The 20,528-nt window shown below is 37.2% G+C and carries 18 protein-coding genes; 7 read left to right on the top strand and 11 right to left on the bottom strand.

The features are described from left to right. The first annotated feature begins 21 nt into the window (after positions 1 to 21). Positions 22 to 642 carry a TetR/AcrR family transcriptional regulator gene (locus tag PYV58_RS07965; RefSeq protein WP_004822589.1) on the top strand — a complete coding sequence of 207 codons (621 nt, stop codon included), beginning with the start codon at positions 22 to 24 and terminating at the stop codon, positions 640 to 642. Positions 643 to 690: 48 nt separating this feature from the next. Here the strand turns inward: PYV58_RS07965 and PYV58_RS07960 are convergent, their stop codons facing one another. From PYV58_RS07960 to PYV58_RS07925, 8 genes are all read right to left on the bottom strand, one after another. Beyond that, the gene (locus PYV58_RS07960) at positions 691 to 1,044 is read right to left on the bottom strand and encodes a hypothetical protein (protein WP_034618104.1); all 354 of its coding nucleotides are present in this window, start codon (positions 1,042 to 1,044) and stop codon (positions 691 to 693) included. Between the two features lie 61 nt (positions 1,045 to 1,105). Then, a complete protein-coding gene (locus tag PYV58_RS07955) occupies positions 1,106 to 2,056 on the bottom strand; it encodes a LysR family transcriptional regulator (RefSeq protein WP_004822592.1) in 951 nt (316 codons plus the stop codon). 146 nt (positions 2,057 to 2,202) lie between these two features. Continuing rightward, positions 2,203 to 3,030 (bottom strand): NAD(P)-dependent oxidoreductase, encoded by an 828-nt coding sequence (locus PYV58_RS07950; RefSeq protein WP_034618102.1) that lies wholly within the window; start codon positions 3,028 to 3,030, stop codon positions 2,203 to 2,205. Between the two features lie 450 nt (positions 3,031 to 3,480). Continuing rightward, entirely contained in the window at positions 3,481 to 4,737 is a 1,257-nt protein-coding gene (locus PYV58_RS07945; protein ID WP_034618224.1) for an acyl-CoA dehydrogenase family protein, read from the bottom strand. Between the two features lie 32 nt (positions 4,738 to 4,769). Next, entirely contained in the window at positions 4,770 to 6,020 is a 1,251-nt protein-coding gene (locus PYV58_RS07940) for an SfnB family sulfur acquisition oxidoreductase (RefSeq protein WP_034618226.1), read from the bottom strand. 232 nt (positions 6,021 to 6,252) lie between these two features. Next, positions 6,253 to 7,644 carry an LLM class flavin-dependent oxidoreductase gene (locus PYV58_RS07935; RefSeq protein ID WP_034618227.1) on the bottom strand — a complete coding sequence of 464 codons (1,392 nt, stop codon included), beginning with the start codon at positions 7,642 to 7,644 and terminating at the stop codon, positions 6,253 to 6,255. Positions 7,645 to 7,942: 298 nt separating this feature from the next. After that, complete coding sequence (locus PYV58_RS07930; RefSeq protein WP_004822597.1) at positions 7,943 to 8,851, bottom strand: EamA family transporter; 909 nt, start codon at positions 8,849 to 8,851, stop codon at positions 7,943 to 7,945. 190 nt (positions 8,852 to 9,041) lie between these two features. Beyond that, positions 9,042 to 9,542, bottom strand: coding sequence for a YaiI/YqxD family protein (locus PYV58_RS07925; RefSeq protein WP_171077817.1), 501 nt, complete (start codon positions 9,540 to 9,542; stop codon positions 9,042 to 9,044). A 245-nt stretch (positions 9,543 to 9,787) separates the two neighbouring features. On the opposite strand from PYV58_RS07925, the gene PYV58_RS07920 reads away from it, so the two are divergent. Next, the gene (locus tag PYV58_RS07920) at positions 9,788 to 10,717 is read left to right on the top strand and encodes a hypothetical protein (protein ID WP_034618229.1); all 930 of its coding nucleotides are present in this window, start codon (positions 9,788 to 9,790) and stop codon (positions 10,715 to 10,717) included. A 1,147-nt stretch (positions 10,718 to 11,864) separates the two neighbouring features. Here PYV58_RS07920 and serC read toward each other — a convergent pair. Then, positions 11,865 to 12,944, bottom strand: a complete 1,080-nt coding sequence (gene serC / locus PYV58_RS07915) for a 3-phosphoserine/phosphohydroxythreonine transaminase (protein ID WP_004822607.1) — start codon at positions 12,942 to 12,944, stop codon at positions 11,865 to 11,867. 350 nt (positions 12,945 to 13,294) lie between these two features. Between serC and PYV58_RS07910 the strand changes: the two genes are divergently transcribed. Beyond that, positions 13,295 to 14,107 carry an AraC family transcriptional regulator gene (locus tag PYV58_RS07910; protein ID WP_034613625.1) on the top strand — a complete coding sequence of 271 codons (813 nt, stop codon included), beginning with the start codon at positions 13,295 to 13,297 and terminating at the stop codon, positions 14,105 to 14,107. A gap of 40 nt (positions 14,108 to 14,147) precedes the next feature. Here PYV58_RS07910 and PYV58_RS07905 read toward each other — a convergent pair whose 3' ends face one another. Both PYV58_RS07905 and PYV58_RS07900 read right to left on the bottom strand, forming a co-directional pair. Continuing rightward, a complete protein-coding gene (locus PYV58_RS07905) occupies positions 14,148 to 14,744 on the bottom strand; it encodes a LysE family transporter (RefSeq protein WP_034613739.1) in 597 nt (198 codons plus the stop codon). 85 nt (positions 14,745 to 14,829) lie between these two features. After that, positions 14,830 to 15,240, bottom strand: a complete 411-nt coding sequence (locus PYV58_RS07900) for an SRPBCC domain-containing protein (RefSeq protein WP_034613630.1) — start codon at positions 15,238 to 15,240, stop codon at positions 14,830 to 14,832. Between the two features lie 198 nt (positions 15,241 to 15,438). Between PYV58_RS07900 and PYV58_RS07895 the strand changes: the two genes are divergently transcribed. From PYV58_RS07895 to PYV58_RS07880, 4 genes are read left to right on the top strand one after another with little or no spacing between them, the layout of a single operon-like run. Beyond that, a complete protein-coding gene (locus PYV58_RS07895) occupies positions 15,439 to 16,932 on the top strand; it encodes a TolC family protein (protein WP_034613744.1) in 1,494 nt (497 codons plus the stop codon). 13 nt (positions 16,933 to 16,945) lie between these two features. Beyond that, a complete protein-coding gene (locus PYV58_RS07890) occupies positions 16,946 to 18,202 on the top strand; it encodes an efflux RND transporter periplasmic adaptor subunit (RefSeq protein ID WP_034613634.1) in 1,257 nt (418 codons plus the stop codon). A gap of 2 nt (positions 18,203 to 18,204) precedes the next feature. Continuing rightward, positions 18,205 to 19,338: an ABC transporter permease gene (locus PYV58_RS07885; protein WP_034613636.1), complete on the top strand. Its 1,134-nt coding sequence runs from the start codon at positions 18,205 to 18,207 to the stop codon at positions 19,336 to 19,338. Continuing rightward, positions 19,331 to 20,440 (top strand): ABC transporter permease, encoded by a 1,110-nt coding sequence (locus PYV58_RS07880; RefSeq protein WP_034613639.1) that lies wholly within the window; start codon positions 19,331 to 19,333, stop codon positions 20,438 to 20,440. The genes PYV58_RS07885 and PYV58_RS07880 overlap by 8 nt, the downstream gene beginning before the upstream one ends. Positions 20,441 to 20,528 lie beyond the last annotated feature (88 nt).

The following is a 20,528-nucleotide window of genomic DNA, read 5'->3' as shown; positions in this document are numbered from 1 at the left end:
CAGCGGTTTTGGATCAATAGAATGAGTTCAGTGCGCCAACAGAATTTTCTTCTTCGCAAAGAGAAAATTTTAGCAATGGCAGAAACCTTATTGCTTGATAATAATCAGGATATTACGTTAAGTGAGCTTGCTGCTGAACTTGATATCGCAAAAGGAACGATCTATAAACATTTTAAAAGTAAAAACCAGCTGTATCTTGAACTGATTATTTTGAATGAAAAACGACTTTTAGATATTTCTAAAGCCTATCATCATGATATTAAAATCTATGTATCCGAATACATGTTATATAACATGTTAAATTCGAATCGAACAATTTTACTGCATGTGATTGAAGAGCGTTTAACCAATAATGAACGTAAACTCAAAGACTTATTCGAAGAACTTTATAGCATACGTGAGCAACGTATTTTAGAAATTAAAGATCTTTTCGGGGCACATCTCAAAGCCTTAAACAGTAGTATGTCAATCCGTGATTACTTGTCTTATATCTGGACAGTGACTTATGGCGCATCATTATTGTTAAATTCTACGCACTATCAAAAGTCTATTGGCTCTCGTGAACGCTTAATCAAACTCTATGTCAATCAAGCATTGATGACACCTGATAAGCTAACCGATTCAGAGCATCAAGCGAATTAATCTTAAAAGGATAACTGTTCTTAAGCTATTTAGCTTTAAAAAGTCCTTTTAAAATTTATTTTGATTTATTTCTAAAAGCCATAGTTCTAAATTATTATCTAGAGGTCGTTCTAAACAACGATTAATTACACTTTTAAGTTGGTACCGTTGAACTGGTGATAGCTTTTCAAAGTCAAAATATAACTGTTTAAAAAAATGATAGGCGCCATGCACTTGCGTCATATAACTTGAGTTCAATACATCAAGATAAACTTGAAAGACTTGATGGGGAAAATGATCTAATTGCAAAAGATATTCTTCAATATCCTGTGCATATTGTTTATACACACGCCCATTCAACTGCTGACCTGCATATAGATCTCGTTTAAATTTTTCTAAATCAAAAATATTAATCTTTTTCATCAACAATATTTTACCAAGCTGTTGATACCAATCATTCTGGATGTATCGATTATAGAAACCCTTAAACTTCAGGCTGATCGCCATGGCTTAACAACTGACTGGGTAAAGGCATTGAGTTCACCTGACTAAAAATCTCATAACACATATGTCTTAACCACTGATGGCTGGTTTTATGGTGACATGACATATGCCAATACTGCTTAATCGAATAAGTCGGAAACGAAATTGGTGCTGGAAAAATTTGTAAGTTTCCTCGTGACAACAAGACTTCGCTCAAATAATAAGGAACTGTTGCAATCGAGTCAGTATCTTGCACCACTAAGCCAACACCAAGATAACTCGGAATACGCATCAATACATTACGTTTTAAATCCAAATTTAACAGCTCATTGGCGATGTGATAATGCCCCACACCCGCATCAATATCGATGTGTGATTCACTCAAATACTGCTCAACGGTCATGCTTTGTTGAGTTAATCGTGGATGATCTTTAGATGCAATCACCACATAAAATTGTTCGAATAATTTTTGTTGATAGAAACCATTTTCTAATTGCGGTAAAAAACCAATCGCCAAATCAATTTCGCCATTTGCCATCTGATAACTGGTTTCAGAAGTGATAGCGCGAACATTTAATTTGACATGTGGTGCATGTGCTTTGAGATATTGAGAAATTTTTGGCAATAAAACTAAGTGAGAAACATCCGTCATCGCAACTGTAAATTGTTGCTGAGATGCTGTTTCATCAAAATCCACACTAAAATTATTAATAATTTCAACTTTACTCAGTGCTTCACTGATCAAAGGATAAAGTTGTTTAGATAATTCTGTAGGCACCATTTCATTACCAATCCGTAAAAATAACGGATCGTTATAATGAACACGAATTTTGTTCAGAATATTGCTTACTGTAGGTTGGCTCATCGCTAAATGATCTGCGGCAACAGAAACACTTTTAAACTTGTAGATATAGTAAAAAATACTGAGCAACTTACAATCTAACTCATACACGAAATTACATCTCACTCATTTTTTAGATTCAATATTATATCTTCTGCTTTTTTATAAAAATTTCCAATGTTTTAATGTACCGATTTTAAACAATCAAACCAGGATTTTAAAATCGGTACGGATTATTGGCGCGATCCGCTCAGCAATTATTCTTTAACAAACAAATCAACCATCAACTCATCCTCTGAATCAGCATAGCGATATTCAGAAAAATCTGTAATACCCGACTCTCGTAGGATTTCTTCATCAATCAACAACCGTCCTGTTAAAGCACGTTTCTCACTGTTTAAAATACGATAAGCGGCGTCTGCCATAATGTTCGGTTTACGAGCTCTGCTAAATAATTGCTTACCGCCTAAAGAAAACTCAATTGCAGCTGTGGCAATAATCGTTCTCGGCCATAGTGAGTTTACACTTACGCCATAACTGGCAAACTCTTGATTCATTCCTAAAGTCAGCATACTCATGCCATATTTAGTAATGGTATAAGGTGCATAGCTGGCAAACCATTTTTCATCCAAGTTTAACGGCGGTGAAAGATTTAAAATATGTGGATTGTCACTGTTTTTTAAGTACGCTAACGCAGCTTGACTACATACCATCACAGCACGTGTATTAATCTGATACATTAAATCGAAACGGTTTGGGTCAAGCGTCTCCACACCAGACAGTTTAATCGCACCAGCATTGTTAATTAAAATATCAATTCCACCGAAATGCGCAGCTGCTTGTTTCATGGCAAGCACAACCGCATCTTGATCACGTACATCCAGTTGAAGTGCTAAAGCTTGACCACCTACCGCCTCAACTTCTTGAGCAACAGTAAAAATCGAGCCTCCTAATTTAGGATGCTCTTGTGTAGATTTTGCAGCAATCACAATGTTCGCACCATCTTGTGCAGCTTTTAGTGCAATCTCTCGCCCTATTCCTCGGCTTGCACCGGTAATAAAAAGTGTTTTTCCTTTAAGCGACATGATTTCCTCGTTGTATTTGTTTTTTGCTGTACTAGGGTCTGTTGATATTTCATAAATGGCTTGCGTTGTAGGCTAAAATTGAGCAGATAAGGCATGAAACGAAAAGAATAGCGAGACTATTTTTGAGTTTCATAACGCAGACTGAGATAATTTTAGCCACAACCCTACGGGACTAGTGTGTTTTTTGCCGCTATGTCGTTACAAACTACTCATTTAGAATGACTAAATTTCGTATTTCGCGCCTCATATCGTCTAAAAAACACTCGTTGTCGCAAACATAGAAGAAGTGTCAACAGACCCTAATCTACTTAACTTTTTTTTCTCCTCATAGTACCAAATCTGCCATTTTGTATACTCATGAGTACAATAATTATTGTTCTTTATGGTCTTTATAAAAATCAAAAGCTTGCATAAGCAAGCTTTGGACTAAATGTGATTAAAATTTAAATTTTAGGCAGCGCCAACTTTTGGACTTGTTCCAATTTGCCAAACAAATGGCAATGGTTCACGATTGACCTCCCAATCACCAATCACTTTTTCCTTATATACGACTGGATTATGTGAAGATACGACCCGCGCATTGCGCCAGAAGCGATCAAGTTGTTTTGTGGTGGTACTTGCAGATGCGCCAAGCGCATTAAATAACTTACTGGTTAACTCCAAGACTAAATCAGAAATAACCACCTGCCCTTGCGCTGCCTCTAATTCAGCATCATTATTTGCTTGAATATTTTTTACTTCGGATTCACTAAAGTGACTGATATATGCACGCTGTAAAGCTTCTGCTGTTTGCGTGGTAATGCTTTCACTTGCATAGGCTTGTGCGGAAGCTTTACCAATCACCTGTAAAATCTGTGGATCATTACGTACTAAATCTGCATTGCCATGACTAAAAATACGATCACGCTTTTGTACTTCATGAATAAATGTTGCAACTGCTGACTGTGCAATCCCTGATAAGGTCGCCAAATGAATCACTTGGTAGAACGCAGTCTGATATTTAAAACGTTGCTCAAAAGGCAAAATATGGTCTGCTTCGACTGCAACATTGCTTAACGTTAAAGTGCCACTCCCCGTAGTTTTTTGACCGAAACCATCCCAATCATCCTGTACTTCAACCCCAGAAGCATGTCGAGAAATCGCAGCAATAACATGCTGATCCGTACGTTCATCGTAGGCAAATAAATCAACCCAATCCGCAAAGATTGTGCCTGTCGAATAGTACTTCTTCCCATTGACCAGCAATTGATTATTATTTTGAGTCACTCGGGTAATCACATCACCAATTTTTACATGGCCGATTTCAGTCCATGCATTCCCCACCAAATCACCTTGGACAAAGCGTTTAAACCATAATTCTTGACTCTTAAACTTATGTGCATTTAATCGATCTTCAACAAAAGCGAAATGCCCTCGCAATGCTTGTACAATATTTGAATCGGTCTGAGCTAGTTCAGTGAGCAATTGAAATAACTGAGGTAAAGACACCCCATCTCCACCAAACTTGACTGGTACACGTAATGCACCAAAACCCGCATGTTTTAACCAGTCGATTTGCTCATACGGCAATATACGCTGTTGCTCACGTTCAACGACACCCTGTGCAATTTTTTCAAAAATTGCACGATATTTTGATGCAACCTTTTCATAGTCTGCTGAGATTGATAAATCTTCAATAAAACGGTTTTGAATATCTAAGTTACCCATTTTTTCTCTCCATCTGTTGGTTATTGTTATTCTTAACTCCACGCATGGCGTGGTAAGTGAATGTTATTGAGATAATAATTACCGACTAAATTAAATTTCCAACGTACAGGATCATGCAAAGTATGAGTACGGGCATTACGCCAATGGCGATCTAAATTTAATTCAGACAATGTTGAACGAGTACCTGATAATTCAAATAATCTATTTGAAGCCAGAATGGCAATTTCAGTTGTTAATACCTTGGCTTCTGCAACCAGTAATGCCGCCTGATTGGCATTCTCTTCAGATGGATCAGCAATTGCTTGATCAATTGCATCACCAGCCAAGTCTAAAACAGCCTCGGCTGCACGTAATTTGATTTTTAACTCCCCTATACTTGCAATGGTATACGGATCATCACTGGCTTTTTCTAAACCTGAGTCAATCCAAGGGCGTGAATGTAAGCGTACATATTGAATCGTTTCATCAATTGCACCACGAGCAATACCCGCATCTACTGCGGCTTGAATAAATTGAGAAATCGCACCTGCTGCTGTAGGTCTTTCAAAGGCTTTGTGAATCGGCACAATATATTTTTCATCGACTTGAACTTGTTTTAGTAACACAGTTCCACTCGCTGTAGTTCTTTGTCCAAATCCAGACCAATCATTGACAATTTCCAGACCTGTACTGGTTCGTGGCGTTAAGGCAACCACAGGCAGCCCATCTTCATTAACTGCTACGACAGGTACCCAATGTGCCAATAAAGCCCCTGTAGCAAAGAATTTTTGACCATTAACTTCATAACCTTGGGATGTTTTATGTATTTTGGTTTCTAAGTCAGCAACGGTCTTGCTGCCTTTTTCTGAAAACGCATTGCCTAAACGTCGACCTTTTAAAATTTCAGCAAAGAAAAATTGTTGCTGTTCAGGACTGGCATCTAAACGGAGATGCTCAATAAAAGCCCAATGATTTTGAGCAATTTGTCCAAGTGAAGGGTCTACACTAGAAATCGTCTTCACCACTTCGGCTAAAGTACGATATTTCACTTCAGCCCCACCAAATGCCTGAGGAATATTAATTCCCCATAAACCACTTTGTGAATAGAGCTGTATCTCTTCAAGCGGCAAACGACGTTCATAATCACGTTGTGATGCCTCTTTGGCAAATTCTTTAGCCAAATTTTTCGCCACTTGAATAGCTTCCGCATCTGATTGAATAACATGTGCATCATGATTCAATTCAAAAAATTGCAAAGGAACCGCTGTCTGAGAAGAAAAGTTTTTTTGGTTTAAATCAGTCATTGTTGTTACTCTTTTAAATAAGCATGGATTTAAACTAGCACTATTTTTTTATACTATTTATATGAATAAATGCATTTATTATTCAAAACAAAATCATAAATTTATCATTAAAATTCATAACTATTAAAATCATAAAAAAAGCCCACATAATGTGGACTAATTTCTAAAGGATGGGCACAATCAATATGCAATAAACAATTATTTTAGATGCTTATTTAAAATTGGGCTTAGACTAACTTGCTTGCGCTAAGCTATTCTTATTGTCTTTGCGATATTGTGCACCTCGATGATTCTCTGGCAAATAAGCACTTTGTTGAAATAGTTTCTCTCGTAAAGTCCCCTGACGATATTCTGTTTGATAAACACCACGGCGTTGTAACTCAGGTACAATAAAATCTACAATATCAATAAAAGTTTGATGAGCAAGAATATAAGCTAAATTAAAACCATCGACATCGGTATATTCTACCCATTGTTGTAACTCATCAGCGACCGTCTGTGCTGAACCAACCAATACAGGGCCATTTCCCCCCACACTATTCCAATGGGCAATTTCTTCTATGGTCCAAATACGCTTAGGATCTGCATTGACATAAGCATCTAGCATTGATTGGATTGCATTGGTTTCAATATACTCAACTTTATCATGTGGTTGATACTGTGAAAAATCCACACCAGACCAACCAGACACCAAAGTTAAAGCACCATCATAACTCCCATAAGACTGATATTCTTTAAATTTCGCCTGTGCCTTTTGATCCGTTTCATCCGTTACAATTGACAATAAGCTATAAATTTTAACAGCATAAGGATCTCGCCCTTCCTGTTTTAATTTTTCACGAATACTTTGAACAATTTTCTTAGCGGCTATTTTTGACGGTGGCGCAATAAAAATACATTCGGCATTTTGACTTGCAAATTTTTGTCCCCGAGCTGACGCACCTGCTTGGTATAGCACAGGCGTGCGTTGTGGTGAAGGTTCACAAATATGAATACCAGGGACTTTAAAGTATTTCCCCTCATGTAAAATGGGATGAACTTTTGTATGATCAGCAAAGATTCCAGACTGCTTATCTCTTAAAACAGCATCACTTTCCCAAGACCCTTCCCACAGCTTATACAGCACTTCTAAATACTCATCGGCAATATCGTAGCGATCATCATGATTTAATTGCGTAGTTAGCCCCAAGTTCTTAGAACCACTTTCCAGATAAGAGGTGACAATATTCCATCCCACCCGACCTTTGGTAAGATGATCTAATGTACTGATTCTTCGTGCAAAAGGATAAGGATGTTCAAAAGATATTGATGTAGTTACACCGAAACCTAAATGCTTGGTCACCGCAGCCATCGCTGGAACAATTTGCAAAGGATCATTGACCGGGACTTGTACTGCACCTGTTAATGCATGTTCTGCACTGTGGTGGTAAACATCATATATCCCGAGTACATCCGCAATAAAAATGCCATCAAACACGCCCTTTTCCAAGATTTTAGCAAGGTCAGTCCAATACTCAATATCTTTATATTCTGTCGAACGATCTGAAGGATGACGCCATAAACCAGGAGATTGATGGGCAATACAATTCATTTCAAAGGCGTTAAAGCGGATCTGCTTCGTCATTTCTCTTCAACTCATTTTGGTTATTATTTTTATCCTATGCCATTTATCTTTATTCTTTTATCTCAATATCTTCAATTATTATCATGATTGCTTTTATCTAAAATGGTGAAGTAAATATACTATTTTATACAAAGTGCTTTATTTAAAATAACTCATATTGGCTTTCATCATTTTGTAAGTAGCATGATTAACTTAGTATAAAAATTAAAAACACATCTTATTTAAAAAGCATGAATCCAAACTTAGTTTAAGGTTAATCACTCAGGATAAAATCTAAAAACAAAAGAAAAATTCGATGCTAATTTTCAATCTTTTTAGCCAGCAATTGACGTGCTTTAAAATCTTTATAGAAGTATAAAATTAGTCCAAAGATCAAAACCGCCGCACCAATAAACACACTCATTGTCGGTTTTTCATTATTGAGCATCGCACCTAAAAACATGGCAATCATCGGGGTCATCACAGTCGTCAATGATAAAGTCGTGGCTTTAATATTTTGCACCAACTTAAAATAACAAAACATCGCCAGTAATGAAGCCATCAATACGGTATAAATCAACGCCAATAATGATTTGGTTTCGGGAATATGCGTAGGTGCATACTGCCAAATAAAAGGAATAATACACATTGCAGCCAGCGTAGAAACCAAGATTGAACCTGTTGCTTGCGCCATCGGAACAACATCTGCATTTACTTTTTTTACCCAAAAGATCGAAAAAGCATAGGTAAATACACTCATCAACATCAACAAGATTCCAACAGGATGCACATGTTGACTTGCCCCACTACTGGTACAAATAATGGCGAGGCCAATAACAGCAACCAGCATCCCAAGCCATTGAATCCCCAATAATCTTTGACCAAAAACAAAACGACCAATAAGCCCTGCCATAATTGGAGCTAATCCAAACATCAAAGCAATAATACCTGAACTTAAATAACTGGTCGCAGCATAGGTAAAAATTTGCGAACCAATCAGACTAAATGAGCCGGCTAAATAACTATGTAAAGCAATTTTATTGAACGGTAATTTAACTTTTAAAATCAGCAATAGAATTAAAGCAATCGGCAAAGCGATAAAAAACCGCAAAACCAAAGCCCACATCATATGTAAATCTGCCACACTCCATACAATTGCCAAAGGCGTACTTGCCCAAATGAAGACCAATAAAATATAAGTCGTCATCAGGTTGGATTTGGAGGGCATATAGATTCCTAAATGACTGCTGGATGTGAATTAAAATGTGCTGGGTTTAAAAATGAATTTCTACATTGATCTTTGCAAATTCAATTAAATCTTAATCACACAATGTGAAGATCTATTGAAAAGCAAGATCGAGTCATTCAAAAGGTCGAAAAAATCAGTCGCAGATGATTATTCGAAGCATGAGTTAAACTTATATCGAAGTCTTACGTTTCTGCTTGAGAATGGTTTGGTCTAAGCTACTCGAAAATTCACGTTTATCACGCTCAGAAATCGGTGGTGGTCCACCTGTTTGTACACCTGCACCACGCAAAGTATCCATAAAATCACGCAAATGTAGGCGAGCTTTGACATTGGCTGAAGTGTATACCTCTCCACGTGGGTGAATTGCCACACCACCCTTTTCAATGACCTCTGCCGCTAAAGGGATATCCTGAGTAATCACGATATCATGCTCACCCATCCGATCAACAATTTCTTGGTCAGCTTGATCTGCACCTGACATTGCTTGAATTGAGTTGATCCGTACAGACGGCGTAATGCCCACAGGCTGATTTGCAACAAAAGTAACTTCTAATTGATAACGGTCTGATGCACGTAAGATCACTTCACGAAGAATTTTAGGTAAAGCATCTGCATCGACCCAAAGTTTAAATGGCAGCACACAACATCTCTGATAAAGATTTTTCAACATTTTAGCAAAATGCCGCTTCGCTGTCCTATGCATATTCTTTTATTTATTGCGCAAATCTTTAACGACTTTCAGATTCAATCAAACTTTGCATCTCGCTTTTGGTGATTAAAAGTACAATTTCGGGCGTGGTTTATGGTAATTGAGTTTAATATTCTGGTTTTTCTTATGATTTTACATTTCAGGACTTGAAATCTAGCAATCATCCTCGATTTAATAGCATAAGAGAGGCATTTAAAATCGTGAAAATGAACAATCAAAACAGACCTGAAACAATTATCATAGAAGATCAGAATTTTGGTAGCCATGTCGAACATTGGAGTCTATTGACTGAAAATCCAACGTCCGAAGTGCCCAAATGGTTAGGTTTGGCTTTGGATGCACCAGTGATGCCCATGGGGCTTTGTTCAAAAGAATGCGATATGGATGTATCAACTTGGTTAATCCAAGGTCCAAGCGGTTCTTCTGTACAGCTCTGTCAAGTGATTGATGTTGAGAATAACAAACCTAAAGCTGTAAAAACGGCTTTCCCAAGTTTTGAAAGTCCCTATCAATTAAATGCTTCTATTGACCGTATTATTACCTGTAAAACCAATACTCAAGCAGTACTTAGCTTAAAAGTAGGAACAAATAGCGTAGTTTATGCATTTGACAGCTTGTACAGTGTAAACGGCCACCAATATTTGCAAGATCAGCAATATAAAGTTCAACTGAATGCATGGGCCTATGAACTTGAAAAAGTTTCTGACCATGAACAAATCATTGTTGATGATCCTGCTTCAATCAAACACCATCGTGCATTAAACGATATCCTGTCACAAAATAATGGTATTGCACCTGAAAACCTTCAAGAGCAAATTGATGCATGGGAAGCGAAGTCAGAAGATGATAAAGCACCTGTTACTGTCGATTTTTCTAAAATGGTGGCATACCTCTATGGAGAAACGCTAGGGCAAGAGGATGAAGCTTGGTTTCAAGGTAAAGTGGTCGGTAAAACTCAAATGCAGTTTATGCAACAAGACTATACCCTTTATGATGTGACTTTAATTCTTGAAGAGAACCAACCTGCAATCTTAGTCCGTATCGCAACCAAGAATCCTGCTTTCAAAAATTTTGAAATTGGACAATATATTCGCGGTAATATCTGGATTCAAGCAAACATTTATTCTGCTGCTTGATTCAAAAAACACATGATCAGCATGATGGAAAACCCATCATGCTTTTTTATTACATGTTTTGTAACATTTCTATTATATCTAAATAGATGCTCTCACTTTTTATCTTTTTGAATTCAAAATTACCAGTTATCCACAGTTTAAATTCAAAATTAAATAATCAGCCCTTTTTAAAATTATTTAAGTTGAAGAATATCGCCTGTTTATTTAAATAATAAATACATTCCCCGATTTGAAAAATCTCAAGAAAACGAATTCAAAAATAAATTTAAAAACAGCAGCTTAAGCATAAAAATTAAACCAATAAATATCATGATCTTGTTAAAAAATAGACTTCGTTTTTATACCTAAATCGGATTATTTTCGATATAAAGACTAAAAAATAGACAAGTTATCCACAATGTATCCACAAAATCATGATTATAAATTCATAATATTTTTATTGATCGGGAGATAATAAAAGCCGCAACATATTAATAATGTAATTTAGCACTTTATTTAACCAGTCAATTATGTTAAAAATACGACGAACCAATAGGATTTAAACAATAATTTAAAAATCTAGGCTCAGTAATGAAAATTATACCTGAACAATCGACTAGTCTAATCAATCAAGTTAGTGGTTTTCACTTACGCTTGGATAAAGGAGCCTGCTGCTTTTTTGTTCTAGGTATGTTTTTAGCTGCAATGATGATCCATATATTAGGCATATTCCCGACGACTTAATGTTTTACGACATTTATCTCACATAAAAAAATCCCTCACTCTGGAGGGATTTTTTTATGTCTAAGACTTTAGGGTCTGTTGACAATTCGTCTACGTTTGCGACTACGTGTGTTTTTTAGGCGATACTAGGCACGAAATACGAAATTTAGTCATTCTAAATAAGTAGTTCGTAACAAAGTAGCGGCAAAAAACACGCTAGTCCCGAAGGGTTGTGGCTAAAATTATCTCAGCCTTCGTTATGAAACTCGAAAATAGTCTCGCTATTCTCTTCTTTTCATGCCTTGCCTGCTCAATTTTAACCTACAACGCAAGCCATTTATGAAATGTCTACAGACCCTAATTTCCCCTCCCCTGTTTATTCAATCAAGGAAAAATTAAGGTCCTGTTCAACTACAACAAATCATTTAAATGTTTTGAAGTGAGATTAGCCGTTACGTTGAGCAAAGTCATCCATAAAGTTGACAAGTGCTTGTACGCCTTCCAAAGGTACAGCGTTATAAATACTTGCTCGCATACCACCCACTGAACGATGACCAGCAAGATTGAGCAAATGATTTTCTTCAGCTTCTTTCAAGAATAATTTATCCAGTGCTTCATCTACTAAAGTAAACGGTACATTCATGATTGAACGGTTTGGAAGTGCGATCGGGTTATTATAAAAATCACTAGAATCAATATAACCATATAGCAATTTAGATTTTTCAAGGTTGGTTTTATACATTGCGTCTACACCGCCCTGCTCAAGTAACCATTCAAAAACCAAACCAGACAAATACCAAGCATAAGTTGCTGGCGTATTCACCATAGAATCATTCTTTGCTTGTGAACCATATTTTAACAAGCTTGGAATTTCAGGTTTTGCTTGATCCAATAAATCATCACGCACGATCACAAGGGTTAAACCTGCTGGACCAATATTCTTTTGTGCTCCAGCATAGATCAAACCAAACTTAGATACGTCTAATGGTGCAGATAAAATACTTGATGAAAAATCAGAAACTAAAGGTTTATCTGTTTCTGGAATATTGGCAAATTGAATACCGCCAATTGTTTCATTTTCAGCATAATGGACATAAGCCGCATCGTCTGACAAGTTCCATGTACTTTGCTCAGAAATTGCAAGCTTTCCATTGATGCTTGTTGCCGCTTCAACGATATTGATATCGCCATAACGTTGCGCTTCTTGAGTGGCTTTTTCTGACCAAATCCCAGTATGAATATAATCAGCTTTAGAATTTTTACCCAATAAATTGAGTGGAATTGCAGAAAACTGAAGTGATGCACCACCTTGTAAGAACAATACTTTATAGTTCTCTGGAATGTTCATCAATTTACGTAAATCTGCTTCTGCTTTTTCAGCGACAGCCACATAGTCTTTGCTACGATGGCTCATTTCCATGATGGATAAGCCTTTACCATGCCAATCCAATAACTCAGCCTGAGCTTTTTCTAAAACGGCAGTAGGTAATGCAGCAGGACCAGCACAGAAATTGTACGCGCGCATGATTTTTCCCTTTTTTAAAGTGAAACGAATGAAATAGGCGCATTTAACCACAAATCGACCTTTCATGCAGTAGCTTTGTCAGTCAATATTTCAATATGTTTAGAGATTTAGAGTTGATAATTCAATTAACTATCGATATTGAGAGAAGCAAAATATTGTCGCTAGACTACTCATTGATATTTTTAAACACAACGCTAAAACAATGACTTGTTATCGACCTGCTTTTCTAGCTGACTGCACAAGACTAGAACATTCGTTGCGCATAACCATATACCAATAGAAAACTCAATTTATCAGCTGAACTCAGTTATAATTTATCCAGCTTAAACTTTATTCATTGGTGATGTTCAATGCCAACATCAAATCATCAGGATTGGATTCGCACAGCATCGGAAATAGATCGATTTGAACGTATCGAAGCATTTTTTAATGATCATGCCTATGAACCACATCGGCATGATACCTATGCCATTGGTCGCACACTTTCAGGCGTTCAAAGTTTTCATTATCAAGGTGTCATGCAACATAGCCAGCAAGGTATGACCATGGTGCTGCATCCTGATGAAAAACATGATGGTGAATCAGGTACTCAAGACGGTTTCCGCTATCGTATGGTGTATATAGAACCTGCAAAAATTCAACCTATTTTAAAGGGTAAACCTCTCCCCTTTATCCAACACGGGATCAGCACAGATCCTCGATTATTTAAAGCCACCAATACTTTTCTACAAAGCATCGAAAATCATATGGAAGTCTTGGAAGAAGAAGATGCGCTGTATGATCTGGCCATGGCTTTAAATGAGATTTCTGTTCAACCATTATCACAACGGTTGAGTTTTGATTATCGTGCAGCAGAACAAGCTCGAGAATTTATTCATGCTGTATCTGAACGAAATATCAGCTTGGATGATTTAGAAAAAAGTATTGGACGCGACCGCTGGAGTTTGTCACGCGACTTTCGTTTATTGTTTGGAACCAGCCCACATCGTTATTTAACCATGCGCAGGCTGGAAAAAGTTAAAATCAATTTAATCAAAGGGGCTTCTTTGGTTGCGGCGGCAACAGATGCTGGATTTTATGATCAAAGCCATATGACCCGACATTTTAAACAAGCGTTTGGGCTCAGCCCTGCGCATTGGAAAAAGATCAATCACTTGCCTTAGGCGTAAAATACATAAAGATTCATTTCAAACTGGTGTTTCATCACAGCAAATGCATTCCTATAATAAAATCGCGTAGCATTCCAAGCCCTGTAACAATCAGTATGATTGCCATAATTTTATTTAAATAATTAAACCATTTAGGATCAGAAATTTTATCTCCTAAAAACCTGCCCGCCAAAGCATATACAAATGGCGCTCCAGCAGCACCCATTGAAATGATCAAAGATACAACGAAAATCATCACGCCTGTAATTTTAGCAGCAGGATACATAATTGTCGTGACGGGTAAAATAACCAGAATCCCTTTAGGGTTAAATAATTGAATTAAGAAACCATTTAAGAAGCTCAGTTGATGTTCGGCTTTGTCAGTACTTTCTAAATAGGCTGTCAACATTTTAACAGCCATATAAAAGGTATACACCGCCCCAACCAAAGAAATATAGTGTAGCCAGTGGTGAGGAATAACAGCCTCACCAACATAGCCCAAGGTCAGAAATAGAAATAACATTGCACAACCCACCCCAATGAAAAAACCGATGGATTGTTTAAGCTGCCCAAGCAGTCCTGAATTCAATCCAATGAAATTTACAGGACCGGGGCTATACATCACACTCAAGGTATAAAGAAAGATTTCCACAACAACACTCAACTTTGATCTAAACGAATTTCAGAAACTCAAAGTAAATCTGTGGAAATGTTTTGTATTGTACGTTTGTGCAGAACTAAACTTTATTTTCTACATAGCGTGCAAAATTATCTAAAATTGCTTGCCAACCTGCTTGCTGTTGTTCAATCGGATAGATCGTTTCAGGATCAAAACTAATTCTCACCACAACAGCATCATTTTTCTGTGCAAAGTGAACTTCAGCATTTCGCTCGCCAAAAGAATAGGCAATTTTTTTATGCGGAATAATTTCAGTATATGTACCCGCAAAATCAAAGCCCATACTGCCATCTTTGGCTTCCATACGATTTGAAAATTGACCACCCACACGTAAATCGTTTTTAGAATTGACCGTGTGCCAATCCGCTGAAGCGGTATTCCATTGCTGTATATCCTCAGGATTATTATAAATATCCCAAACCAATTCAATTGGTGCTGTGACCACGGACTCAACGGTAATTCTTGCCATTTTTATTCTCCCTAGATATATTTTGAGATTCAATTTATTGATTGAATTATCATAGTTTTGATTATAATTTAATCGGGTTTATACTGATTATCGAAACTACAAAAACCACACATATTAAAGTATACATTTAGATTATTTATTCTAGTCATTCAAGGTTAGAATAGTCTCAAATTTAAACAAATGCTGATGATTTTTCAGATGAAATTTAAAACTTGCTATTCACTTAAAGCATTATCAAAATTGATACAAGTAAGCAGTTTTGCAGCCTTAAATACGGCCTTTGTATCTGTCACCTTTGCTGAAAATCTAAGCTATGTACAAGCAGAACAATATTTACTTGAAAATTCTTATACCACCCAAGCCAATCAAGCACTCAATCAAGCATCTAAACTTCAAGCAGAGGCTGTCAAAAATATTGGTCTACCTCGCATCGATTTAAATGTACGTGCCTATAAGTTTCATACTGAAACAGATATTCCGCTAAATGGGGTCAAAAATAATCTGGAACAGACGCTTTCACAAGGGGTGAATGATCGGGTTGATCAATGGCAATCTGAACAGAACATTCCATCGAATATCACAGATCCTTTAAAACAAGGACTAAACCAAGGAATTCATAGTGGTATTGGCTTAATTCCAGATACAGCCAATGTTGTCCTTGAAGATGAAGTTGTTCGCCCTACAGTTTCTGTGATGATGCCAATTTATACTGGCGGGATTACCTCGACAACAAAGCAGATTGCCAATTTAAAAGTTGAACGTAGTCAACTCGATGCTAAACAACAGCAAGATACACAACGTTTTGAAGTGATTCAGGCGTATTTTAATGTGCAATTACAACAACAGCTGTTCAATGCCAGTCAATTCAATTTGAGTGCAATGCAACAACACTATGACAATTCACTCAAACTTGAAAAACAGGGATTTATTAGCAAAGGACAGCGCATGCAATTTGAAGTTGCGCGCAATAATGCCCAGCGTTCAGAACAAAATGCTTCGGCAAATTTACAAGCCAGTCAGTTCCAACTTCAAAATTTATTGCATAAATCCAAAATTGATCAACTGACGACACCCTTATTTGTCAATCGTCAGCAAAGCCAATCACTCAACCAACTCCTTGCTTCTTATCCTGAAACTTCAAGCCTAGTTCGAAAAATGCAAATGGATACGCAGCTTGCCAATCAGAATGTCAAAATACAGAGCGCCGCAAAAAAACCAACCCTTTTTGCGTTTGGGGAATATAGTTTAGATCAAAACCAAAACTGGATTGTGGGTGTTGCTGCTCGCTACAACCTATTTTCAGGGATTGATAAAAATAAAAATGTCCAAGCCGCTGAATTACAAAGATATGCAACAGAGCTTATGACAGCGCGCACCCAACAAGAGATTGAGAATATTATCTACAAATCCTATAGTGAACTCGCCACAGCACAGCAGTCCAATCAATTACTGCAACAAAATGAACAAGCAGTGTTAGAGAATTTAAGAATCCAACAATTATCATTTAAAGAAGATATGGGCACCGCCACTCAAGTCATCGATGCACAGAATCAACTCAGCCTACTCAAAACAGAAAAAGCACTCAATGCCTATAAATACGTACTCTCTCTAGCAACTTTGCTACAAAGCCATGGTTCTATTGAACAATTTAAAGACTACGTCAATCAAACTAATACAGATTATATTCGTTAAGATGGAGCATAAAATGACAAAACAGCATGACCATCACAATGGACAAAATGATTCATCTTCAACTTCGCAAGCTGATGCAAACTCAGATATTTCATCAAATGAAAATTTAGTTCATCCAGAAATGAATAGACAAAACAATACAGATCCGACTGCTTTATCTGATGCAGCTGTAGCGCAACAACCTACAGCCAATCAAATTGAATCTGAAAAAGAGACACCAATCAGAGATTCAGCACAGGAACAAAGCGCTGCGACAAACATCAACGCTGATCAAAAACCTTCTAAAAAGAAAACAATTTTGGTCATTGGCGCAATAATTTTAATTCTATTATTGGGATTGATTGCGTTTGGTCTATGGAAAAGTTATCAACCTAAAACAGTCGATGTTCAAGGACGTGTTGAAGCTGAAACATTACATGTCAGCACTAAAATTCCAAGTCGGATAGAAGGCATTTTTGTCAGCGATGGTCAAAAAATTGAAAAAGGACAACTGTTAGTTACCCTAAGTAGTCCAGAAATTGCTGCCAAAAAACAACAAGCACTGGCAAGTTTACAATCCGCCTTAGCCTTACAATCGACTGCAGACAGAGGTTCTCAACAAGAAAATATTGATACCTTATATGCCAATTGGCAAAGTGTAAAAGCACAAGAAAATCTTGCAAAAATGACCTATCAACGTGGTGCTAACCTCTTTGCACAAGGGGTAATTTCGCGTCAACGCCGTGATGAAATGCATGCCGCTGCGCAATCAGCCACTCAAATGAGTGAAGCCGCTTACCAGCAATATGCACGTGCAAAACGTGGCAGTACCGCTGAACAAAAATCTGGGGCTGATGCACAAGTCGAAATTGCAAAAGCCGCTGTTGCGGAAGCCAATGCTTTAGAGGCAGAAACCAAACTATATTCTCCTGTAAACGGCACTGTATCTAAAACTTATGGTAAACCCTCAGAACTGGTGGCTATTGGTGTCCCTGTTGTGAGTATTATTCAAGATGAAGAAAATTGGGTCAGTTTAAATGTCCGTGAAGATCAATACACCCAAGTTTATCAAGCAAAAAGCTTAGATGGTTTTATACCCGCACTCAATAAAACAGTGTCATTTAACATCAAAAATATAGATGCAGAAGGTGAGTTTGCGACTATTAAAACCACCCGTCAGACAGGTGGATATGATATTCGTAGTTTTAAAGTCAAGCTTACACCCGCTGAAGCCGTGCCTGAATTAAAAGTAGGCATGAGTGTGATCTTTAAATTAAAAGAGAGCCAATAAACATGTGGGCGGGCATGTTAAGAGAGCTTCAATATTTGCTCAAGCATAAATGGGATTTATGCTTAGTCACACTTGCCCCGCTCTTTGTGATTATTTTATTCAGTAGTATGTTTTATGCAGGAAAAGCTGAACATTTACCGATTGCAATTATTGATCAAGATCAAAGTGAACTGAGTCGCAATATAGAAAAGTATCTGAGTCATAATCATACCCTTTCAATCTACACAGTATCAGACAATCCCAATGAAGTTGAGCATCTGCTCAATCAGACCAAGATTTGGGGATATGTGCATATTCCAGCAGGTGCTGAACAACGCATGGTTCAAGCACAAGATGCACAGATCAGTATTGCTTTTAATCAGTCCTATTTTAGTATTGGTAATGGAATTTCTTCAGCAATGCTTCTCTCTACAGTTGAAGCCATTGCTGATTTTGCCAAAAATTCATATTTTGAAAATAAAATTCCTTATGCTGAACTTTCCACCGCAAATATAAAAATTTCTCCCCTGTTCAATCCCAATCTCAGTTATGAGTTCTACTTAGAACCCTTTATGATTCCAGCAATTTTGCACTTATTGCTGTGTTGTTGTGTGGCTTTTGCAGTGGGTCAAGAATTGAAATATGGCACTTTAAATCAATGGGTCCAAGACAAATCTGTATTGAATGCACTTTTGGCAAAAAATATGGTCTATGTGTTAATTTTCTGTTTTTGGACTTGGGTATGGCTGTTTTGGCTGGTGGTGATCCGAGGTTGGTTCATTGCTGGCAGTCTATGGATGATTTTACTTGGACAGTTCTTACTTTATTCAGCCTATGCACTGATCAGTAGTACCGTTGTTCTCGCAACTAAAAATTTATCTAAAACTTTTGGATTTATTGCAGTCTATGGTGGCTCCTCGCTGAGTTTTGCAGGCGTAACGCTTCCCTTAAATAATGCACCAATTTTTACCAAATTTTGGGCCAATATTATTCCCTATACACCATATGCGAAATTACAAACTGAGCAATGGGTTGTTGGCAGTCCTAGTTTTATTTCGATGATTCCTCTAGCTATTCTTGCCGCATATTGTATTTTCTATTTTGCATTATCAAGTTTACTCCTCAATAAAAATTTAAAAGGAGTAAAACATGATTAAATTCTTTAAAGCGCTCGCTCGATACTATATAGACACTTTTAAAAATATTGGGAAAAACTCGTCTATTTTGACCACCATGGTGCTTTCAGTATTTTTTTATAGCATTTTTTATCCTACAGCCTATAAAGCGCAAACGGCTGAAAGTTTGCCAATTATTATTGTAGATGAAGAACAAAGCTATCTAAGTAATACCATCATTACTGAAGTTGCCAAAAGTCCCAATGTAAAAATTACTGAAATTACTGGAAATTTTGAACAAGCAAAACGCATGGTTCAAGAGCAAAAAGCCGATGGTATTTTGTTATTACCAGAGAACCTATCCAATAGTGTGGTTCGAGGTGAGGCTGGTGGTATTGGTTTATATTTGAGTAGTGCTTATTTTCTTAAAACCAAACAAATTGGTTTAGGCTTAGCCACTGCAATTGAAAATGCTGTTGCAGAGCAAGCCGAAAGGTTTGGCAAAATTTCACATTTCCAAGTCGCGCTTCCGATCCATCAAATCCCGTTGTTTAACACACTTTCAGGATATGGCAGTTATATCTTTCCTGCAATTGCACCGCTGATCATTCACCAGACTATTGTTCTAGGTCTGTGCATGTTGATTGCGGGGTATCGTGAACGACGATGGCGAGCCACAACCGCTGAGTTTTTTGGAATCTATCTAGCAGCGCTCACGATTGGTTGCCTCGGTTGCTATTATCTATTTGGTTTCACTTACTGGATCAATGATTATCCGAGAGGCGGCAATTTCTGGGGCATGCTGTTTTCCGTTCCAATTTTTATTAGTTGCGTGATTGCAATGGCAATGCTTTTAGCCAGCTATCTAGATATTTCAGAACGTGCTGGACATCTGATCGTTTTCACCTCAATTCCATTGTTTTTACTATCAGGTGCAGCTTGGCCCCTGCAAGCAATGCCAACTTGGATGCAGTATTTTGCTCACCTCTTCCCGTCCACTCAAGGGATTAATTTATTTATTCAGTTAAATCAAATGGGTGTGCCGATTCAGGTGATTATTCCTAAGTTAATTTATCTCGTATGCTTAACAGGAATTTTGATGATATGGGCATATATACGCCTAACGCAAACATATAAAAAATAAGAATAGTTGTGTGAAATTTAATTTATATAATGAATTAAAATTAACAATAAAATCGAATCTTTTAATCAAACTGAACTATTTTTAATCA

The sequence above is a fragment of the Acinetobacter sp. TAC-1 genome (assembly GCF_029025845.1).
In the GTDB taxonomy this organism is placed as follows: domain Bacteria; phylum Pseudomonadota; class Gammaproteobacteria; order Pseudomonadales; family Moraxellaceae; genus Acinetobacter; species Acinetobacter guillouiae.
This window is presented reverse-complemented; position numbering and strand designations above follow the sequence as displayed.